Origin of the sequence: Aliirhizobium cellulosilyticum, from assembly GCF_014198105.1 — a bacterium.
Taxonomy (GTDB): domain Bacteria; phylum Pseudomonadota; class Alphaproteobacteria; order Rhizobiales; family Rhizobiaceae; genus Neorhizobium; species Neorhizobium cellulosilyticum.
Window position 1 is genome coordinate 988,622 of sequence record NZ_JACIGW010000001.1, and the last position, 17,424, is coordinate 1,006,045.

Sequence of the window (17,424 nt, forward strand, 5' to 3'; positions counted from 1 at the left end):
ACGGGAAAACCTATTGCAATAAATATGATGATTTTAATCATGTTTATCGTCGACCGACGTATGATGACGATCATGTCGACATCGGGCGGCCTGATCCCGCCCGATGTCGAGGCAATGCCTAAGCCTTTGTAAGCTTGATGATCGTGGATTTTCCACCGCCCCGTTGTTCGGTAACGGCATAAACTGCCCCGTCCGGCCCAACCTTCACGTCGCGGATGCGGGCGTTGAGCGGTACGCGTTCTTCATAAGCGACCTTGTCACCATTCATGTGCAAAACGACGACGCCTTGGCTGACCAGCCCTCCAACCAGGAAGGCATTCTTCCATTCGGGAATGGCGTCGCCGTCATAAAAGGCCATGCCCGAGGGGCCGATTACCGGGTCCCAGTAGTAAACCGGTTGCTCGGTTTCTGCTTTTTCCGTAATGCCGCTGCCAACCGCGTTTCCGTTATATTCAACGCCGTAGGTGACTTCCGGCCAGCCATAGTTCTTGCCGGCCTCCGGCCTGTTCAGTTCGTCGCCGCCGCGTGGGCCGTGTTCGACGGTCCAGAGGCGTCCCTGAGCGTCCAGAGTGGCGGACTGCATGTTGCGGTGGCCGAGGCTCCAGATTTCCGGCTGGGCGCCATCCGTATTGATGAAGGGGTTGTCTGGAAGGGCCTTGCCGCTCGTGTCAATCCGGAAGACCTTTCCAAGCCCGCTGCCGAGCTCCTGGGCTTGCACGCGTGGCTGGCGGTCTGAGCGTTCCCCAACCGTTACGTAAAGCTCGTTGTTCGGGCCGAAAGTGAGGCGCGAACCGAAATGCGAGCGTCCGTCGTAACTCGGTGTCTGACGGAAGATGACACTCACGTCTTCAAGCTTGCCGCCGCCATTATCGTCGGCCACCAGTTTCGCCGAGGCGACAGATGTGCCGTTTCCGTCCTCGCGTGGTTCCGAGAAGGAAAAGAAGATCATGCCTGATGTTGCATAATCCGGTGCGAGTGCGACATCGAGCAATCCGCCCTGACCTCCAAACGCCACTTCGGGGACACCCGCGATTGCCGGACCGGCGTCGCCTTCCTGAGAGATGATATGCATGGCACCCTGTTTGGCGGTGACCAGCATGCGCCCATCGGGCAGGAACTCCATCGCCCACAGATGCGGCAGATCATCCGCAAAAACTTCGGTGCTGATCTTCGGCATTGTTGCCGGTTGCGGTGCGCGCGTCTGATTTTCGAAGGATGGCTTTTGGTCCGGGGCGTTGGCGCGGCCCGTTTCTGCGGGCTGGCCAGTGGTCTGGGCGAGAGTTGGAGTGGAGATGAGTGCAGATGTTATAGCCGTGCAGGCCAGCATGAGGGTGAGGCGTTTCATTCTATCTCCCTTTGAAATGAACTCCTGGATGGAGATAGGCGTTTGCGCCGAAAGGGCCGAACACATGTCGATCAAGTTTAGTTTATGACGCCGGCGGCAAGGGTGAGGAATTGATGGATTGAATCCGGAAACCTTTTCAGGTGTTTGATACTGCTGTTGTTTTCGTCATAAGCCTAGGAAAGTCAGCATGACGAACGTGGCGAAGAGCACGAAATGCGTCATGCCTTCGATCGCGTTCGTCTGCCCGTCATTGAGGTTGATCGCCGCAACAATGAGAGTGATTGCGACCATGACCGTCTGGACCGGTGTCATCGCCATCAGGAAAGGCTGACCGGTGTAAAGCGCAATGGCCTCCATGACCGGTACGGTCAGGATGACGGTGGAGAGAGATGCGCCCATGGCGATGTTGACGACCGATTGCATGCGGTTCTTGAGCGCCGCGCGCAGTGCAGTCAGAATTTCGGGTGCCGCCGAAATCGAGGCGACGACAACAGCCATCAGGGCAGGTGGGGCGCCTGTTCCTTCCAACCCTTCATTCATGAAGGCTGACATGAATTCGGCGAGAACGCCGATAATCAGGACGCCGACCAGGATGATGGCGATGGAGAGGGTGGCAGATTCCTGTTCTTCTTCGGTCTCCGCAGCCGGCTTGGGCTGGGCATGCGTGGATGCGGCAGCAGAGCCGACACTGGAAGCGGCTGCAGCCGTGGCCTGGCCGCGATAGCTATAGCTGAAGAAATAGCTGTGGGTGCCGACCTGCATCTTGAGGAACAGCGCATAAAGGGCCACCATCGCAAAGATGGTGAAGGCGGAATAATAGTGCCATTTGGCTTCCGGAATGAATTCCGGGACGATCATGGATATGCCCATGGCCGTCAGGATCATGGCACTGTAGGTACGGCTCGAATCGTCGTTATAGGGCTGCTCCCCGTGCCTCAAGCCGCCGAGCAGAGCCGCGAGCCCGAGAATGCCGTTGATATCGAGCATCACTGCCGAATAGATCGTATCACGCACCAAGGTCGGCGAGCTACTGCTTCCCATCATGATTGCAAGGATAAGCACCTCCACGGCAACTGCGGAAAGGGTGAGGATCATCGTGCCGTAAGGGTCACCGACCTTATGTGCCAGGACCTCCGCATGGTGGGCCACACGGGTGGAGGCCATGACAATCACGACGATAAGCGCGCAGGCCGCGATCATCGACACGAATTGTCCTTGCTCCAGCAGTGTGTGTTCGAACAGGTAGGAGAGGATCGCAAATCCGAATGCGATAAGAAGAAAGCTCTCCTGTTTCAAAATTGCCGTCATCTTGAATGCGCTCCTGTTCGTGCTGATGATCTAACGCTGCAGTGCAGCGCATCAAGAACCCTTTGATAAGAGGGTGAGCATTTGCGCTATTTGGACGATAATGCCATTATTTCTTCTGTGGCCTGGAACTCTGTTGCGGTCTTTTGCATCTTCACCACGGTGCCGCAGGCGGACAGATGTGCGATGTGTCGTGATGTGGCCACGCGTTAAGGAGGATTTATGACCAAGGTCGTTTACAAGATCGTGCCGCATGACGGCGGTTGGGCCTATCGTCTCGGCGATGTTTTCTCCGAGACTTTTCCAAGCCGCTCAGATGCTATGCAGGCTGCGCGCATCGTGGCGGCGGAACAGCAGGTCGGCGGCGAACCGGAAGAGATCAGCTGGCAGGACGACAAGGGTGTCTGGCACAGTGAACACAGCGACGGAGGCGATCGCCCGGAGGCTGAGGTTCAGGATGGTGATGGCGAGCAGGCAGGTGCGCGCTAGCTCGCGTGTGATCGTCGTGAATTCGGGTTCGCCCATGACAGAAAAAGGGCCGCGTTAAGCGGCCCCCGGTTTCGTTGATTAGTTTCAGGCAGCCGTATCGAGGTTGGGATAATCGGTATAGCCTTTGGCGCCACCGCCGTAGAGGGTGGCCTTGTCCAGCTCGTTGAGCTCAGCGTTCGTTTGGAAGCGCTCTACGAGATCCGGGTTGGCGATGAACAGCTTGCCGAAAGCCACTGCATCGGCATATCCGCTTTCCACGGCCTGCTCGGCTGCGGCCTTGTCGTAGCCATTATTGACCAGCCATGCTCCTGACCCACCGGCTTTGCGATAGATATCCTTCAATTCCTGATAATTGAACGGCTTGCCGCCCTGGGTGAAATCGCGATCTCCGCCCGTTGCGCCTTCTATGACGTGAATGAAGGAAAGGCCGCGCGAGCCGAGTTCCTTGATCAGGTGGTTGAATACGGCCTGTGGCTGGCTCTCTGTGATACCGTTTGCAGGCGTGACCGGGGAGAGGCGGATGCCGACCCGGCCGGCGCCGATTTCCTTGGCCACGGCGTCGACAACTTCCAGCGCGAAGCGAACGCGATTCTCGATCGAGCCGCCGTATTCGTCCGTACGCTGGTTGGCGCCGTCCTTGAGGAACTGGTCGATAAGGTAGCCGTTTGCTCCATGGATTTCCACGCCGTCAAAGCCGGCATCGATTGCAGCGCGTGCGCCCTTTGCATAATCGGCGACAATTCCGGAAATTTCGGCGATCTCCAACGCACGCGGAGCCGAAGTCTCGGCGAAGGCGCCATTTCCATTTTCATCGATGATGTACGTCTTGCCGCCAGCCGGGATTGCCGAAGGGGCGACGGGTGCTGCGCCATTCGGCTGCAGCGAAACGTGCGATACGCGGCCGACATGCCAGATCTGCGTGACGATCTTTCCGCCCTTCTTGTGAACGGCGTCGGTTACTTTTTTCCAACCGGCGACGGCTTCCGGGAGATAAAGGCCCGGCACGTCAGCGTAACCCTGGCCCTGTTGTGTGACCGGCGTGCCTTCGGTGATCAGAAGGCCGGCAGAGGCGCGCTGTTCGTAATAGGCTGCGTTGAGATCGTTCGGGATTGCCTTGGGCGAGCGGTTGCGCGTGAGCGGCGCCATGACGATCCTGTTGGCCAGCTGGATGTCACCAAACTTCACCGGGTCGAAGAGTGTGGTCATTGTGAAAGTCCTTTTACGTTTGGCATAGGTGAGGAGGGAAGCTGGATCAGAGTGTCGATTTCAGCTCATTCAGGAAGGAAGCGATATTTTCTTCGTCGCGGCTGTAGAATGCCCACTGGCCGATGCGGTTCGTCTTCAGCAGTCCTGCCTTTTCGAGCGTGGCGAGGTGGGCAGAAACCGTCGATTGCGACAGGCCGCATTTCTTTTCGAACTGGTTGGCGCAGATGCCCATTTCCAGCGGGTGAGCCTGGTCGCAGAAATGCTGTTCAGGTTCTCGCATCCATTCCAGAAACGACACCCGTACCGGGTGAGCCAATGCCTTCAGAATCTCTGTCTTGTCTATCATCATCGTGTATCGCCTCCAGTCGATATATAGATCGTATTTTTCCGATTTAAAGAGGCAAAAAAATCGGGCCAACGGATTTCTCCGCGGCCCGTCAAGTGTGAAGGTCAAAAAACCTCCAGAGGGGAACAGTCGACGCGGATGGCGGGAAACCATCGTGCCATCGACTGATATCAATATGGGGTTGCACACTGCTCCACACAAGGGGCTTGGTGAAGATATTAAACGCAGAGAGATGATTATTGCTGCAGCAGATTGGCGCAGCTTTGTGCGGTTAGCGACAAAAGGGCAAAAAAAGAGGGCCACCGGATCGCTCCAGGGCCCTTTGAAGTGTGAAGGTCAAAAATGAACCTCCAGAGGGGAACAGCTGCTGCGGTGGAACTGGGAGGAAAGCCACCATGTGCATCAGCTGAGTGCGATATGATGGTTTTTTGTGCATTGCGCAATCATATTTTGTGCAAGACTGCCATGCTTTAGGCGCATGGCTTTGTCTTAAAACTTGCATAAATGCAAGAGTCGGGCAGCAACGCGTTGGATTTGCTTTGTATGCCGGGTTTTAGAAGTTCCAGTTTCTGGCTTTTGTGACGATAAAGTCGCGGAAGGCCTTAAGCTTCGCCGCGTTCTTCATTTCATCCGGATAGCAGAAATATGTGTCGAAGGTCGGAATGTCGGCATTGATGGCCAGCTGAATCAGCCCGGGATCCCGTCCAACGATATAATCCGGCAAAACGGCGATGCCGATGCCGAGCAGGCAGGCCCGCTTGATTGAGGTCTGGCTGTTGATCTGCAGATGCGGGGCGCGCGTGTTATCAGAGTTGCGGCCAGCATATTCGAGCCAGTTCACATCGAGGAGATAGTTCGGCGCGGGTTCGCCGAAGGTGATGATCCGATGGTTGTCGAGATCTTCGACGGTTTGTGGCTCACCGAAGCGGTTGATGTAGGACGGTGCCGCATAGACATGCATATGCACAGTGAAGAGCTTGCGCTGGATCAGATCGGATTGCTGCGGCTGGCGAAGCCGGATGGCGCAATCGGCATGGCGCATGTTGACGTCGACTTCCTCGTTGTCGAGAATCAGCTGCACAGACATTTCCGGGTAAAGCTGCAGGAATTCCTGCACCTTGTCAGTCAGCCAGCCCTGGCCGAGGCCGACCGTGGTGGTGACGCGCAGCTTGCCGGAAGGCTTGTCCGTCGTTTCCGTCAACTGAACCTTGACGGTTTCGAGCTTGAGCAGGACATCGTGGGCGGTGCGATAGAGCAGTTCGCCCTGTTCGGTCAGGATCAGGCCGCGGGCATGGCGGTGAAACAGCTTTACGCCCACGTCCTGTTCAAGGGCGCTGACCTGGCGGCTGATCGCCGACTGGGACAAATGCAGCTTGTCGGCGGCATGCGTGAATGAACCGGCTTCGGCTGCCGCATGAAAAATGCGCAATTTATCCCAGTCTAAAGGAACGCCCATGCTTACTCCGCAGCTATGGAGACCGGCTGGATGCCGGCCAGGTAACGCTCGGCCTCAAGAGCGGCCATGCAGCCCATTCCGGCCGCGGTGATCGCCTGCCGGAAGGTGTCGTCGGTCACGTCGCCGGCGGCAAAGATGCCAGGCACGTCTGTTGCAGTCGAATCGGGCGCGGTCCAGAGATAGCCGCCTGCCTTCATCTTGAGCTTGTCCTTGAACAGTTCCGTTGCCGGCGCATGGCCGATGGCGACGAAGACGCCGTCGATCGGCTGTTCGGTGATTGCGCCGGTCAGCGTGTTGCGCAGCTTGACGCCTTCCACGGAGGGCGGAAGCGGCGGCTTGGCAGGCTTGCCGGTAATCTCGTGGATCTCGGTATTCCACAGGACCTTGACATTGGGGCGCTGGAAGAGGCGCTCGCGCAGGATTTTTTCCGATCGGAACTCGTCACGGCGATGCACGACGGTGACCGACTTGGCGATATTCGACAGATAAAGCGCTTCCTCGACTGCCGAGTTTCCGCCGCCGACCACGATCACATCCTTGTTGCGATAGAAGAAGCCGTCGCAGGTAGCGCAGGCCGATACGCCAAAGCCCTGGAAATGCTGTTCGCTTTCAATGCCCAGCCATTTTGCCTTCGCGCCGGTCGCAATGATGATCGTGTCCGCAGTCCAGACCGTTCCGGAATCGGTTTTGACGGTGAAGGGGCGGGCAGTCGTCTCGACTTCGGTCACGAGGTCGTTGACGATCTCTGCACCCACATGGGTTGCCTGCTTGAGCATCTGCTCCATCAGCCAGGGGCCTTGGATGGGATCGCCGAATCCCGGATAGTTCTCTACATCCGTGGTGATCATCAACTGGCCGCCCTGTTCCATGCCGGCGATCAAGACCGGCTTCAGCATGGCACGTGCTGCATAGATGGCTGCGGTGTATCCGGCGGGGCCTGAACCGATGATCAGCACTTCCGTGTGACGAGCGGACATGAATATTTCCTTTCAAGCGCGGATATGAACTACGCCCCATATAGGAAGGGCGTTTTTGTTCTGCCGCTTTTTGACTGTCATCTAATGTCGATCCATGCGTCAGTGCAAGGGCAGGCTTGCATTAACAACAGGACAGTTGGTCGCGAGCGTATGGCGTCGAGAACCGGATTTGGCATGCGGATTGTAACAACTTCTCCAAATATCCCTGCGAACTTTGCCTGCGACATCTGGTGCGCGGTTCCGCGGGGCTGTATTTGCTTACGCCTTGCGTTAAACGCTGTTTCGATTAAAAGCCATCCCATCCAAGGGGGAATACCGTGCTCCGCGCCGATCTCGATGCCATCGATATAAAGATTCTGAAGGAGCTCCAGCAGGACGGGCGCATCACCAATGTGGAGCTCGCCGAACGTGTCGGCATTTCCGCACCACCCTGTCTTCGGCGTGTGCGCAAGCTGGAAGAGGCCGGTATCATCGAGGGGTATCACGCGCTCCTGAACGGCCAGAAACTCGGCTTCGACCTTACTGCCTTCTGTATGGTCGGATTGAAGCGTCAGTCGGATGCCGACCTCAAGGGATTTGCCTCCACGGTGCAGCAGTGGCCGCTGGTGCGGGAGGCTTGGATGGTGAATGGAGACAGCGATTTTCTGTTGCGCTGTACCGCAGAGAACCTGACGCAATTCCAGGACTTCGTTATCGAGGTGCTGACTGCTGACGAACATGTCGATACGGTGAGGACGATGCTGACCATCCGGCAGGTAAAGCAACTCGGCCTAGTGGAAGTTTAAGACCTTACCGCCTTCCTTTTCACCAGAGAGATGCGGCTCGAAACCCGCGGGTATGAAAATGCTGACGTCTAAGAACACCCTGATCTGCATATTCTCATACAATATGGGTGCTACGCTCGAGCGCTGCATCCAGTCTGCACAGAAGATGTGTGCGGGGTTCGAGATGATCCTGATCGACGATGCGAGCGAAGATCCAGTAACTGTCGAGCTGCTCAAGACGAAGCGGCAACTTTTCCGCGACATAATCATTTCCAAAGAACCAAAGCAGGGGAAGAGGCACGGAAATCTTTATCTGAACATTGAGAAGGCCTGTCGCTATGCCACACAGGCCGGCTTCGAATTCCTGATGATGATTCAGGATGACATGCAGTTCGTGCGCCCGTTGGATGATAATATCGGCAGGCAGTATCGAGATCTTTTCAATAGCGGTGAAAAGGTATTGCAGGTTGATCCTCGCTTCTTGCGGCAAGGAGACTATGAGGTTTTAAGGGAAAGGTGTGCCTATCGTTACGGCCCCCGAACATCTTATGCGGATGTCGGTATCGTTCATTTGCAACGCTTTAACGATCTGGAATGGCAATTTCTCGAGGGGGAGCGAGCCAACAAGGAGAGACTTGCGGACCTTGGCTATGAACGCCTGTTTCCTTTTGCGCCGATTGCAATGCATGTTCCGTTTCCGCGAATTTATCGTAGCGGGCGAGGGCGCTTCCGGGTGTTTCCGTTCAATCGCGGAAGATACGGGTTTGAGTATATGACGGAGCAAGAAATTGCGGCAATGGATGCCCGTCCTGTTGAAACTGTACCGCTCTTTCGAACTTTCTTGCGCCCAAAAAACATGCGGCTCAGCAGGCTTCTCTATCGTCTTCGAAAAGACAACAAGATCTTTACTTAGCATTTCAGATAGGTCGGGAACCGAGAAGATAAGATCCGCGCGCAATGGCCAAACGCACAAATCGCCCCTTGATCCGATCGATCGTGAAAATTGGCACCAGGCTTTTTCTCGGTAGCGACAGGGCGCATTTTCAAGACCATATCCCTGGTCTCGCCATAACTTCAATACAGTCAAATCGCGCGATCGTTTACCGGGGGCGCCAGGTCGGCATTCTTCAGTCGCACGAGATTCTTGGTCATGGTCAGGCTGCGGTTTATGTGGTCGGATCGGCTCCTTCGATCGATACATGCGATATCGCGAAGGTAGAGCCGGGCTCGGCAATACTCTTGAATGGCGCAGCTCATCTGCTTGGCAGCAAGATCCCGCAACCTCTTGCTATCGCTGTTGAAGACGAGCGCTTTATCTGGCGCCATTTCGAGCTCTTGCAGAAGAATGTGCTCGTTAATTCAATCTGTTTGTTCTCGGTGCAGGTGATCCGCGCAATATGCGAACATGACCCGTCTTGGCTTTCGGACAAACGAATTATTCTAATCGACAGTATATCGAGGCCCTATGGTTCTCGCAGACGTTCGGATGCCGAGTTGTCCCAGCTGAATTTCGTCACGATGGGCGACAATGGACTTGGTGGTATTTCTTCTGCACCCGATAGAGGGGTGTTCCAAGGTGGATCGGTCGCGATATCGGCCATGCAATTCCTTATTGCGTGCCGGCCAAAGTTGATCGGATTATTCGGTATTGATATTTCGAATGCCGAATCGCCTCGCTTTTATGAAACAAAAGATGATACCGCGTTTAGCGGCATAGCACTGGCTGAAGCTCGTATTCTTGGGCATTTTGCCACGGCTTTGGACGTCTGTGCGAAACAAGGTATTTCGGTAGAATGCTACTCGGAAAAGTCTGCCTTGCTGGCTGCAGGGTATCGGTATAGCGATCGATTTTCGCTGACACATCATGATCGCTGATATGGCGACACTATAGAGTTGATATGCGCTTCTTCAAAAAGAAACACCCTTACACGAAGCAGTTGACGATCACGCCTCCCGAGCCCGATCCGGGCCGTGCTGGTGTCGCCATCGTCACGTGTGTCAAGAACGAAGCGCGGTATATTGCCGAGTGGATCGAATTCCACCGCGCAGTTGGTGTCGTACATTTCTATATTTATGATGACGGTTGCGAAGATGATACGATCCCAATCGCGCGGGAAATACTTGGCTCGTCAGCCCTGACAGTCGTTCCATGGAAGGGGCGGCTAATCGATACGCCGACGCAGAACCTTCTGAATAGTCAGGCCATAGCTTTTGCACATAGCATTCTGAACTTCGGTGGTCAGTATGCGCGCATGGCCTTTATCGACGTAGACGAGTTTCTGCTGCCGAAAATTGGCAATACATTGGACGAGGCGCTGGAGGGGGCGAAGGGTTTCCCGAATATTTCCCTGCCCTGGCACATGTTCGGTACAAGCGGGCACAAGGCTAGGCCCGCCGGATCTCTCCTGCGGAATTATACAGTTCGTGGTGCAAATCCGCTATCGACGAAGAAGAATGCTAGCAACTTCAAATGCATCGTCGATCCATGCGCAGTCTCAGAAGTGAGTATTCATCATTTTTCGACCGGAGCTTTCGGCGAGAATACGTCCAATGATCGGGGCGAAGTCTTTTCAAGGAAGGGAAGAAAAGGACCTGCCTTCTACTCCTCGGACTTCATTCAGCTTAATCACTATTACAGCAAGTCCGAGCAGGATTTGAGGGAGAAGATTGAGAGAGGGCCAGCTTCGCCGGCATCGCGTCAGAGATATGAAGATCGCGTTCTATCTGCCGTCAGGAACATCGAATCCGAGACGGTGGTGGACACAGCGATGATCGAGTTTCTGGATCGCCGAGAGATACTTCCCGCATAGTTTAAGGCCATAGCGCCGAAGCAGGTCAGGTCAGAAATCTCTGATAAACCTCGCCAAGCCTGCGAACTTCACCCTCGATGCTGAAGTTCGTCTTGGCGTGGTGGAGGGCGCGGGTGGCTGCCTGCTGGCGGCGGGCATCATCGTAGATGAATTCGGCGGTTGCCGAGATCATCGCATCGAGGTCGGCGATGATGATCTTGCCGGTTTCCTCGTTGCCTGTAACGATCAACTCCGGAAACGCGCCGACATCGGTGGCGACAACCGGAACGGCGGCTGCCATCGCTTCCAGCGGAGTAAGCCCAAATCCTTCCCAGCGTTGCGGAGCAACGAAGAGATCGAGCGCGCGATACCAGTCATTGATATTTGCATGCTCGCCGACGAACAGGATACGGTCGGTAAGGCCAGCCTTGGCGACTTTGCCGATCAGTTGCTTTTCGTAGTCGAGATGCGGGCCTGTGGCGCGGCCGGCGACGATGGCTCTCCAGTCTGGCCGAGAGGGCAGAAGCGAAATCATCGTATCCACGAAGAGATCCGTGCCCTTCTGATGGCGGACGCGGCCGAAGCAGCCGACAAATTTCCTGTCCGGATCAAGACCCAGCGCGACGCGGGCGGCGGTTTTGTCTTTTGCCGGCGAAAAGCGCTCAGTATCGATACCGTGCATAACGACAGTGTTTGGTACGTCCAGATAGGCGGCGGTGCGCCCGCTGGTTGCCACGACGGCATCCATCTTCGAAATAAGCCATCTGGTCCAGCCGGTATGCCGGCGCTGTGAAGCCGACGTGAAGACGATCTTCAGCGGCATGCGAAGGATATCACGTAGAATAATGGCGGGCAGCATCTCGACATTGCGGCGTGCGTGCCAAACGCGCATTTTTCCGCTTCGTGGACGGCTCCAGAGCCGAAGCAGATCACGAAAGCGGATATGCGGGATGGTATCCGGCAGGCCCGGTCCAAGAGCCGCCACCTTGTAGCCAAGGGCGCGTTGAACAGGAACCAGCTGGATGATCGTACTTGTGACGCCGGACAGCCGCCGCTTGAAGTTAGGTGCTATGACCTCGACTTCACCGATATCGACGACTGCCGGATTGTGATGGATGTTATTCTGGCCCTCGGCCACGGCGATCAGCCCCAGGAAACGGAAAGGATCTCGTAGGCCTTGGAGCCGCCAGGCGCAACGACTTCGATTGATTCGCCTGCTTCCTTGCCGATCATGGCGCGGGCGATCGGGGAGGAGATCGAGATGCGACCGGCCTTCACGTCGGCTTCCTGATCGCCGACGATCTGGTAGGTCTTTTCCTCTTCGGTATCTTCGTCGACCAGTTTTACAGTGGCGCCGAACTTGACCTTGGAGCCGGACATCTTGGAAAGGTCGATGACTTCTGCGCGGGCTGTCAGGTCTTCCAGCTCGGTAATGCGCCCTTCGTTGTGGCTCTGGGCTTCCTTGGCAGCGTGATACTCAGCGTTTTCCGAAAGGTCGCCATGGGCGCGCGCTTCCGCAATCGCTTCGATGATACGGGGACGCTCCTCCTGCTGCCTCCAGCGCAGTTCTTCCTGCAGCTGGACAAAGCCGTTCTGCGTCATCGGTACCTTTTCAACCATTTTCTTGTCCTTCAGGGGCGTGCCCGCGGATGCCGCGAACACAAAAAGAAACAGGTTCCGGAGCGTAAACTTCGGAACCATCGCAACGTCAAAATGTAGGGTCACTATATCAGAATTTCGATGTCCCTTACGAGGAATTTCGAAACCATGCCATATCTCCCGCGTGCCGCATGTGATGTGAACCGCGCCCGTTTGTCAATCTCTTGACAGTGGCGATAGGAACATATAGTGAACATACGCAATGAAGAAATCGCTGAAAGAACGATTGGCGATCCTTTCGGATGCCGCAAAATATGATGCTTCCTGCGCGTCGAGCGGGACCGTGAGGCGTGATTCGTCGGCAAGCGGAGGGCTCGGTTCGACCGAAGGATCGGGTATCTGCCATGCCTATGCGCCTGATGGACGCTGTATCTCGCTTCTGAAGATCCTGCTTACCAACTTCTGCATTTACGACTGTGCCTACTGCATCAATCGTTCTTCCAGCAATGTGGAGCGTGCACGTTTTACGCCGGAAGAAGTGATCTGGCTTACGCTCGAATTTTACCGCCGCAACTATATCGAGGGGCTTTTTCTGTCTTCGGGGATCATCCGCTCCTCCGATCACACCATGGAGGAGATGGTGCGGATCGCCAGGGAGTTGCGGACGATCCATAACTTCCGCGGGTACATCCATCTGAAGTCTATCCCTGAAGCTTCTGCTCATCTGATCGAGGAGGCGGGGCTTTATGCGGATCGTCTTTCGATCAATATCGAATTGCCGACCGACGCCGGGATCGGGAAATTTGCACCGGAGAAGCAGCCGGCGAACATCCGTCGCTCAATGGGGAATCTGCGACTGAAGATCGAGGAAATGGCTGAGCCGACATTGCAGACCAAGCGACGGCGCAAATTCGCACCGGCGGGGCAGAGCACGCAGATGATCGTCGGGGCGGATGGTGCCTGCGATGCCACGATCCTTGGGACCAGTGCCAGGCTTTACGGAAGTTATGGATTGAAGCGTGTCTATTATTCGGCCTTCAGTCCCATCCCGGATTCGTCGAAAAAGCTGCCGCTGATCAAGCCGCCATTGATGCGTGAACACCGGCTCTACCAGGCCGACTGGCTCTATCGTTTCTACGGGTTCGACATTGAGGAAATTACGTCGGGACGTGATGGTGGAATGCTCGATCTCGATCTCGATCCAAAACTTGCCTGGGCATTGTCTCATCGCGATCGGTTCCCAGTCGATGTCAATCGTGCAGATCGCGAGATGTTGCTCAGGGTTCCGGGTTTAGGCACCAAAGCGGTCAACGGCATTCTGTCGTCTCGGCGGTTCCGAAAACTCAGGCTGGATGATCTGAAGCGACTGAACGTGTCGCTCCGGAAGATACAACCCTTTGTCATCTGTGACGGCTGGACGCCACACCGGCTGGTCGACCGGTCTGATCTTCGCGCCATGTTTCAACCCAAGCCGGAGCAACTGTCGCTGTTATGATGTTTCGCTATTCCTTGCGGGGGCGGGGCGATCTTGATGAATGGCGGGATGCGGCCCGGGGTTTCATGATGGCCGGAATTACGCCTGAATTCATCGAATGGCGGACGATGGACGATGCTGACGGCCTGTTCGGCTTCGACGACAACAGACTTCCGCAGCCGGCAAATCCGCCACCGAAAATCAGTGTGCAGCCTTCTTTCATCCGGTTGGCCGAGGCTGTTCTCTGCCATTCCGATCCAACCCGATTTGCACTTCTCTATCGGCTGCTGTTCAGGCTTTTCCATTCGCACGGTCTGCTCAACATGGCGACCGATCGTGATGTGGCCGCGGCGCGTCAGCTCGCGAAGTCGGTGGGGCGTGACTATCACAAGATGACGGCTTTCGTGCGCTTCAAGGAAATTCCGCTGGCGGAGGGGAAGGTGGGGCGGCGGCGCTTCGTGGCGTGGTTCGAGCCGGATCACTTCATCGTCGCTCGTGTGGCGCCCTTCTTTCAACGGCGATTTACCGACATGGACTGGTTGATTGCCACGCCCAAGGGGTCGGCTTCCTGGGATGGCGACGAATTGAAGGTGAACGACGATCCTGCACCAAGGCCAGATCTGCGTGATGAGATCGATGATCTTTGGCGCACCTATTATGCTTCCATCTTCAATCCGGCGCGATTGAAGGTGAAGATGATGATGGCCGAGATGCCGAAGAAATACTGGAAGAACCTGCCCGAGGCGGAACTCATTCCCGGCATGATCGCCAAAGCAGAGGCAGATGTGCTTGAAATGGCCGTCAAGCAGGCGAGCGAGCCTTTGCCGTTCCATCATCGCATACAGGAGGCCGCGGCGAGGGTGCCGACACAGCCCCTTCCTGCTGTGGGAACACTCGCTGCGGTCAGCGAAGCTGCACGCTCCTGCACGCGTTGCGACATCCATTGCCTAGCAACCCAGACAGTGTTTGGAGAAGGGCCAGCGAATGCAGATGTGATGGTGGTCGGCGAACAGCCCGGCGACCATGAAGATCTGGCGGGGAGGCCGTTTGTAGGTCCTGCTGGAACGCTATTCGATGAGGCGCTGAAGCTCGCTGGGATTGAGCGCGACAGGCTTTATGTGACCAATGCAGTGAAGCATTTCAAATATCAGCCACGTGGGAAAAGGCGTATCCACCAGAAGCCTAATATGGGGGAGGTTCGGCAATGCCGCTGGTGGCTGCGCCAAGAACTGGAACTGGTAAAACCGAAACTTATCATTGCAATGGGGGCGACGGCACTCTTCGCTTTGACCGACATGCGGCAGAAGCTGGCAGATGTTCGCAGCGAGCCAATCGCAATGGAAGAAGGCAAGACGCTATTCGTTACCGTTCATCCATCCTACCTACTGCGTATTGTTGATGAGGATTTGAAAGAGAAAGAGATTGCCCGTTTTCGCGAGGATTTCGCGTCGGTGAAACGGCTCATGTGAGCTGCAATCAGGTTATCAACAGGCGCATGCTGCATTGCGGTATCGTTTCGGAGCGTAAATGGTGCAATGCGAGACATAGCGGCGAGAAAATCCAGCCGTTGGTTTTTACCTTTTAACGTTCCCGTCGAGTGCTTCAAGACAGGTGGAAAATTCACCCTTAGCGTTGTTCCCGGACCAACCCCTGGAGGTGCCGCCCGATGACGAGGCGGGTCGCAAGTCTGATCATGTCAGTCTGCGTTGCTTTTGCGATGTGGACGACGCTGGCGGTCGCGTCACTTCTGATGTGGAAATTCCTCCGGGATTATTCCGGATGAATGGGTCCATGATGGGCCAGGCCGCCTTTGCGAAAGTGGAGGCGGCCAATCGCCGGTCAGTCAGCTCGGGAGAGGTATCCATCAATCCACAAAGAATGGGTCTTTCGGTAGATTGGGCGGATTATAACCGCCGCCCTCCATACGGATGCGTACCGAACTGTGCAGCATGGCTCTCTCTGGAATAAAACGACGATCCCGGAACGGGATATAAATCGAGCGACTATCGCCCCGCTTGCGCCATGAGTTTTCAGGTACGCGACGAGGAAGATACTCCAGCGGTTTCCAGCCGAGGCTCATGGAATCGTGCAGGTCTGCTGTTGCGTTCAGGCTGACATATCTGTTGCTACGTTGTCCTTTGACAATATCTTCAACGGTTTGGGTTCGATAAAGCAAGCCCGTTGGTTCGGTCTCTCTGATCATCCATTCGAGTGGAATCTTGACTTGACCGCTGTCCGGCTCAGGATAGCCGCCGCCGACATCGCCATGCACGCCCGCAAACCAGACTTGTTTGAAATTCTGTTTCCCCTTCACTTTCTTGAATGGGCTGCCTCTGTAGTCCTGATCGGGGATCCATAATTCTGGCTGAAACATCGTGCGACGTTCATCTATGGCCACGGCATGGCGTACCCATTCGACGCTGGGATTCATATTGGAAAAAGGGTGCGTCTTCATCTGCACCCAATGCTTGCCCGGCTCTATGACGGAGGCAACCGTATCGAACAGGCCGAGCAGCTTGATTGGCGGGCGCCCGGTGCGCAGTGTTCGCTCATAGAGACGCATCGAGGCGAAGGCCGAGCGTCCCTCGTCTTCCTGAAGTTTGTCGTGGTCAACCTCTTCCTGGACGGGGATGCCCTTATAGGTGTTGTAGGCATAATCCAGGAGGTTGAGATGCTGACGGCTCATCAGGCCGAGCGCGTGGATGAAGCCAGCTAAAACCCTTGCGGAATACGCTCCGCGGCTAAATCCGAATATGTAAATGCGGTCACGATCCGTGTGACTGCCATTCGTGTCTTTTGTCCCAGGATCGTAATTCTCGATGAGAAAACGGTAAGCTTCCTTGATGTTCTGGTCCATGCCCCAGCCAGTGGCCAGTCCCCAGATCTCGATCGTATTGCGATAAACCTTCGACCAGGCATTGCTGGCGCCGAATGTGCCTACGCCGGGATCGTAATAGACGATCTGCTGTTCCGACCGCTCCAGCGCTCCAAAGAGGCGCAGAATATTGGTGCGATCCGCTGAAATCTCGTTCGATGTGCCATCGAACAGAATGACGATGTTCTTCGACATGAAATCCCCTCAACTTAGTTAAATCAAGTTAGGGTGCATTTTATTTATTTGCAACTGAAGGTTTTGTTTTTGGTCGCTACATGCCTTGCATGTATCGCCGTATAGCTTTGGTATCAGCGGCGCTTTTTTATGGTCGAGAGCACGGTTTCCAGCCGGTCTAAATTCTGCTCATTGGCGGCAGAGAGAAATTTCTCGATATCGCGATTGTCCTGGGTGTCTTCGAAGGACATGCGCCAGGTAAGGCGTGTTCCGTTTTCATCGTCGTGGTAGCCGATCTCAAGGCCGAATGCGTGCATCGGTCCGTGATGAAACGCAGCAATACGCTCATCCTGCAGGATCTCGTCGAACGTCCAATGATTCTCGAAGTCGGTGTCGCTGGAGGATGTCATGACGATCACCCATGTGCCGCCATCGACGAAGTCGAATTTCTCGATGCGGTTGGTGAAGCCGTGTGGTCCCCACCACTTTTCCAAGAGTGTCTTATCTGAAAAAGCTCTGAACAGCGTGGCGCGGTCCGTGGCGAAGACACGTTCGTTTTCGATGACAAGCGAGCGGTTCACATGATCGACCATGGTCTTCCTCCGTACCTACATCGGTTAGTCAA

The 17,424-nt window shown here is 55.6% G+C and carries 17 protein-coding genes; 7 read left to right on the top strand and 10 right to left on the bottom strand.

Features of this window, described 5'->3' with window-relative positions:
- Positions 1-118: 118 nt before the first annotated feature.
- Positions 119-1,345, bottom strand: coding sequence for a PQQ-dependent sugar dehydrogenase (locus GGE33_RS04650; protein ID WP_183821410.1), 1,227 nt, complete (start codon positions 1,343-1,345; stop codon positions 119-121).
- A 165-nt stretch (positions 1,346-1,510) separates the two neighbouring features.
- Positions 1,511-2,653: a calcium:cation antiporter gene (locus tag GGE33_RS04655; protein WP_183821411.1), complete on the bottom strand. Its 1,143-nt coding sequence runs from the start codon at positions 2,651-2,653 to the stop codon at positions 1,511-1,513.
- Positions 2,654-2,872: 219 nt separating this feature from the next.
- On the opposite strand from GGE33_RS04655, the gene GGE33_RS04660 reads away from it, so the two are divergent.
- Positions 2,873-3,139 (top strand): DUF2188 domain-containing protein, encoded by a 267-nt coding sequence (locus GGE33_RS04660; protein ID WP_112505080.1) that lies wholly within the window; start codon positions 2,873-2,875, stop codon positions 3,137-3,139.
- A gap of 84 nt (positions 3,140-3,223) precedes the next feature.
- Here GGE33_RS04660 and GGE33_RS04665 read toward each other — a convergent pair whose 3' ends face one another.
- The 4 genes from GGE33_RS04665 to trxB all read right to left on the bottom strand — a co-directional run bounded on the left by GGE33_RS04665 (position 3,224) and on the right by trxB (position 7,124).
- Positions 3,224-4,345 (bottom strand): alkene reductase, encoded by a 1,122-nt coding sequence (locus GGE33_RS04665; protein WP_148147522.1) that lies wholly within the window; start codon positions 4,343-4,345, stop codon positions 3,224-3,226.
- Positions 4,346-4,391: 46 nt separating this feature from the next.
- A complete protein-coding gene (locus tag GGE33_RS04670; RefSeq protein ID WP_148147669.1) occupies positions 4,392-4,688 on the bottom strand; it encodes an ArsR family transcriptional regulator in 297 nt (98 codons plus the stop codon).
- A 556-nt stretch (positions 4,689-5,244) separates the two neighbouring features.
- On the bottom strand, positions 5,245-6,147 hold the full coding sequence (locus tag GGE33_RS04675) for a LysR family transcriptional regulator VtlR (RefSeq protein ID WP_148147523.1): 903 nt from the start codon (positions 6,145-6,147) through the stop codon (positions 5,245-5,247).
- A gap of 2 nt (positions 6,148-6,149) precedes the next feature.
- On the bottom strand, positions 6,150-7,124 hold the full coding sequence (gene trxB / locus GGE33_RS04680) for a thioredoxin-disulfide reductase (protein WP_183821412.1): 975 nt from the start codon (positions 7,122-7,124) through the stop codon (positions 6,150-6,152).
- A 317-nt stretch (positions 7,125-7,441) separates the two neighbouring features.
- Between trxB and GGE33_RS04685 the strand changes: the two genes are divergently transcribed.
- The 4 genes from GGE33_RS04685 to GGE33_RS04700 are packed head-to-tail and all read left to right on the top strand — an operon-like array spanning position 7,442 to position 10,698.
- Positions 7,442-7,909 carry a winged helix-turn-helix transcriptional regulator gene (locus tag GGE33_RS04685; RefSeq protein ID WP_148147525.1) on the top strand — a complete coding sequence of 156 codons (468 nt, stop codon included), beginning with the start codon at positions 7,442-7,444 and terminating at the stop codon, positions 7,907-7,909.
- A 52-nt stretch (positions 7,910-7,961) separates the two neighbouring features.
- Positions 7,962-8,801 carry a glycosyltransferase family A protein gene (locus tag GGE33_RS04690; RefSeq protein WP_183821413.1) on the top strand — a complete coding sequence of 280 codons (840 nt, stop codon included), beginning with the start codon at positions 7,962-7,964 and terminating at the stop codon, positions 8,799-8,801.
- 44 nt (positions 8,802-8,845) lie between these two features.
- Positions 8,846-9,763: a glycosyl transferase gene (locus GGE33_RS04695; protein ID WP_183821414.1), complete on the top strand. Its 918-nt coding sequence runs from the start codon at positions 8,846-8,848 to the stop codon at positions 9,761-9,763.
- A gap of 23 nt (positions 9,764-9,786) precedes the next feature.
- On the top strand, positions 9,787-10,698 hold the full coding sequence (locus tag GGE33_RS04700) for a glycosyltransferase family 92 protein (protein ID WP_183821415.1): 912 nt from the start codon (positions 9,787-9,789) through the stop codon (positions 10,696-10,698).
- Between the two features lie 25 nt (positions 10,699-10,723).
- Here GGE33_RS04700 and GGE33_RS04705 read toward each other — a convergent pair whose 3' ends face one another.
- Positions 10,724-11,815, bottom strand: a complete 1,092-nt coding sequence (locus GGE33_RS04705) for a glycosyltransferase family 4 protein (protein ID WP_343062212.1) — start codon at positions 11,813-11,815, stop codon at positions 10,724-10,726.
- Positions 11,816-11,820: 5 nt separating this feature from the next.
- A complete protein-coding gene (greA, locus tag GGE33_RS04710; RefSeq protein WP_148147529.1) occupies positions 11,821-12,297 on the bottom strand; it encodes a transcription elongation factor GreA in 477 nt (158 codons plus the stop codon).
- Positions 12,298-12,538: 241 nt separating this feature from the next.
- On the opposite strand from greA, the gene GGE33_RS04715 reads away from it, so the two are divergent.
- Together GGE33_RS04715 and GGE33_RS04720 are read left to right on the top strand one after the other, a co-directional pair.
- Positions 12,539-13,771: a putative DNA modification/repair radical SAM protein gene (locus GGE33_RS04715; protein WP_183821416.1), complete on the top strand. Its 1,233-nt coding sequence runs from the start codon at positions 12,539-12,541 to the stop codon at positions 13,769-13,771.
- On the top strand, positions 13,771-15,219 hold the full coding sequence (locus tag GGE33_RS04720) for a UdgX family uracil-DNA binding protein (RefSeq protein WP_183822372.1): 1,449 nt from the start codon (positions 13,771-13,773) through the stop codon (positions 15,217-15,219). Before GGE33_RS04715 ends, GGE33_RS04720 begins: the two co-directional genes overlap by 1 nt.
- Before the next feature lie 395 nt (positions 15,220-15,614).
- Here GGE33_RS04720 and GGE33_RS04725 read toward each other — a convergent pair whose 3' ends face one another.
- The gene (locus tag GGE33_RS04725; protein WP_148147531.1) at positions 15,615-16,820 is read right to left on the bottom strand and encodes a T6SS phospholipase effector Tle1-like catalytic domain-containing protein; all 1,206 of its coding nucleotides are present in this window, start codon (positions 16,818-16,820) and stop codon (positions 15,615-15,617) included.
- A gap of 113 nt (positions 16,821-16,933) precedes the next feature.
- Complete coding sequence (locus tag GGE33_RS04730; RefSeq protein WP_183821417.1) at positions 16,934-17,392, bottom strand: SRPBCC domain-containing protein; 459 nt, start codon at positions 17,390-17,392, stop codon at positions 16,934-16,936.
- Positions 17,393-17,424 lie beyond the last annotated feature (32 nt).

Bases quoted from the DNA above. Each gene is read 5' to 3' on its own strand.
- GGE33_RS04720 (WP_183822372.1), top strand. From the start codon at position 13,771: ATGTTTCGCTATTCCTTGCGGGGGCGGGGCGATCTTGATGAATGGCGG.
- GGE33_RS04730 (WP_183821417.1), bottom strand. From the start codon at position 17,392: ATGGTCGATCATGTGAACCGCTCGCTTGTCATCGAAAACGAACGTGTC.
- GGE33_RS04700 (WP_183821415.1), top strand. From the start codon at position 9,787: ATGCGCTTCTTCAAAAAGAAACACCCTTACACGAAGCAGTTGACGATC.
- GGE33_RS04715 (WP_183821416.1), top strand. From the start codon at position 12,539: ATGAAGAAATCGCTGAAAGAACGATTGGCGATCCTTTCGGATGCCGCA.
- GGE33_RS04660 (WP_112505080.1), top strand. From the start codon at position 2,873: ATGACCAAGGTCGTTTACAAGATCGTGCCGCATGACGGCGGTTGGGCC.
- GGE33_RS04695 (WP_183821414.1), top strand. From the start codon at position 8,846: ATGGCCAAACGCACAAATCGCCCCTTGATCCGATCGATCGTGAAAATT.
- GGE33_RS04665 (WP_148147522.1), bottom strand. From the start codon at position 4,345: ATGACCACACTCTTCGACCCGGTGAAGTTTGGTGACATCCAGCTGGCC.
- GGE33_RS04655 (WP_183821411.1), bottom strand. From the start codon at position 2,653: ATGACGGCAATTTTGAAACAGGAGAGCTTTCTTCTTATCGCATTCGGA.
- greA (WP_148147529.1), bottom strand. From the start codon at position 12,297: ATGGTTGAAAAGGTACCGATGACGCAGAACGGCTTTGTCCAGCTGCAG.
- GGE33_RS04675 (WP_148147523.1), bottom strand. From the start codon at position 6,147: ATGGGCGTTCCTTTAGACTGGGATAAATTGCGCATTTTTCATGCGGCA.
- GGE33_RS04725 (WP_148147531.1), bottom strand. From the start codon at position 16,820: ATGTCGAAGAACATCGTCATTCTGTTCGATGGCACATCGAACGAGATT.
- GGE33_RS04690 (WP_183821413.1), top strand. From the start codon at position 7,962: ATGAAAATGCTGACGTCTAAGAACACCCTGATCTGCATATTCTCATAC.
- GGE33_RS04650 (WP_183821410.1), bottom strand. From the start codon at position 1,345: ATGAAACGCCTCACCCTCATGCTGGCCTGCACGGCTATAACATCTGCA.
- trxB (WP_183821412.1), bottom strand. From the start codon at position 7,124: ATGTCCGCTCGTCACACGGAAGTGCTGATCATCGGTTCAGGCCCCGCC.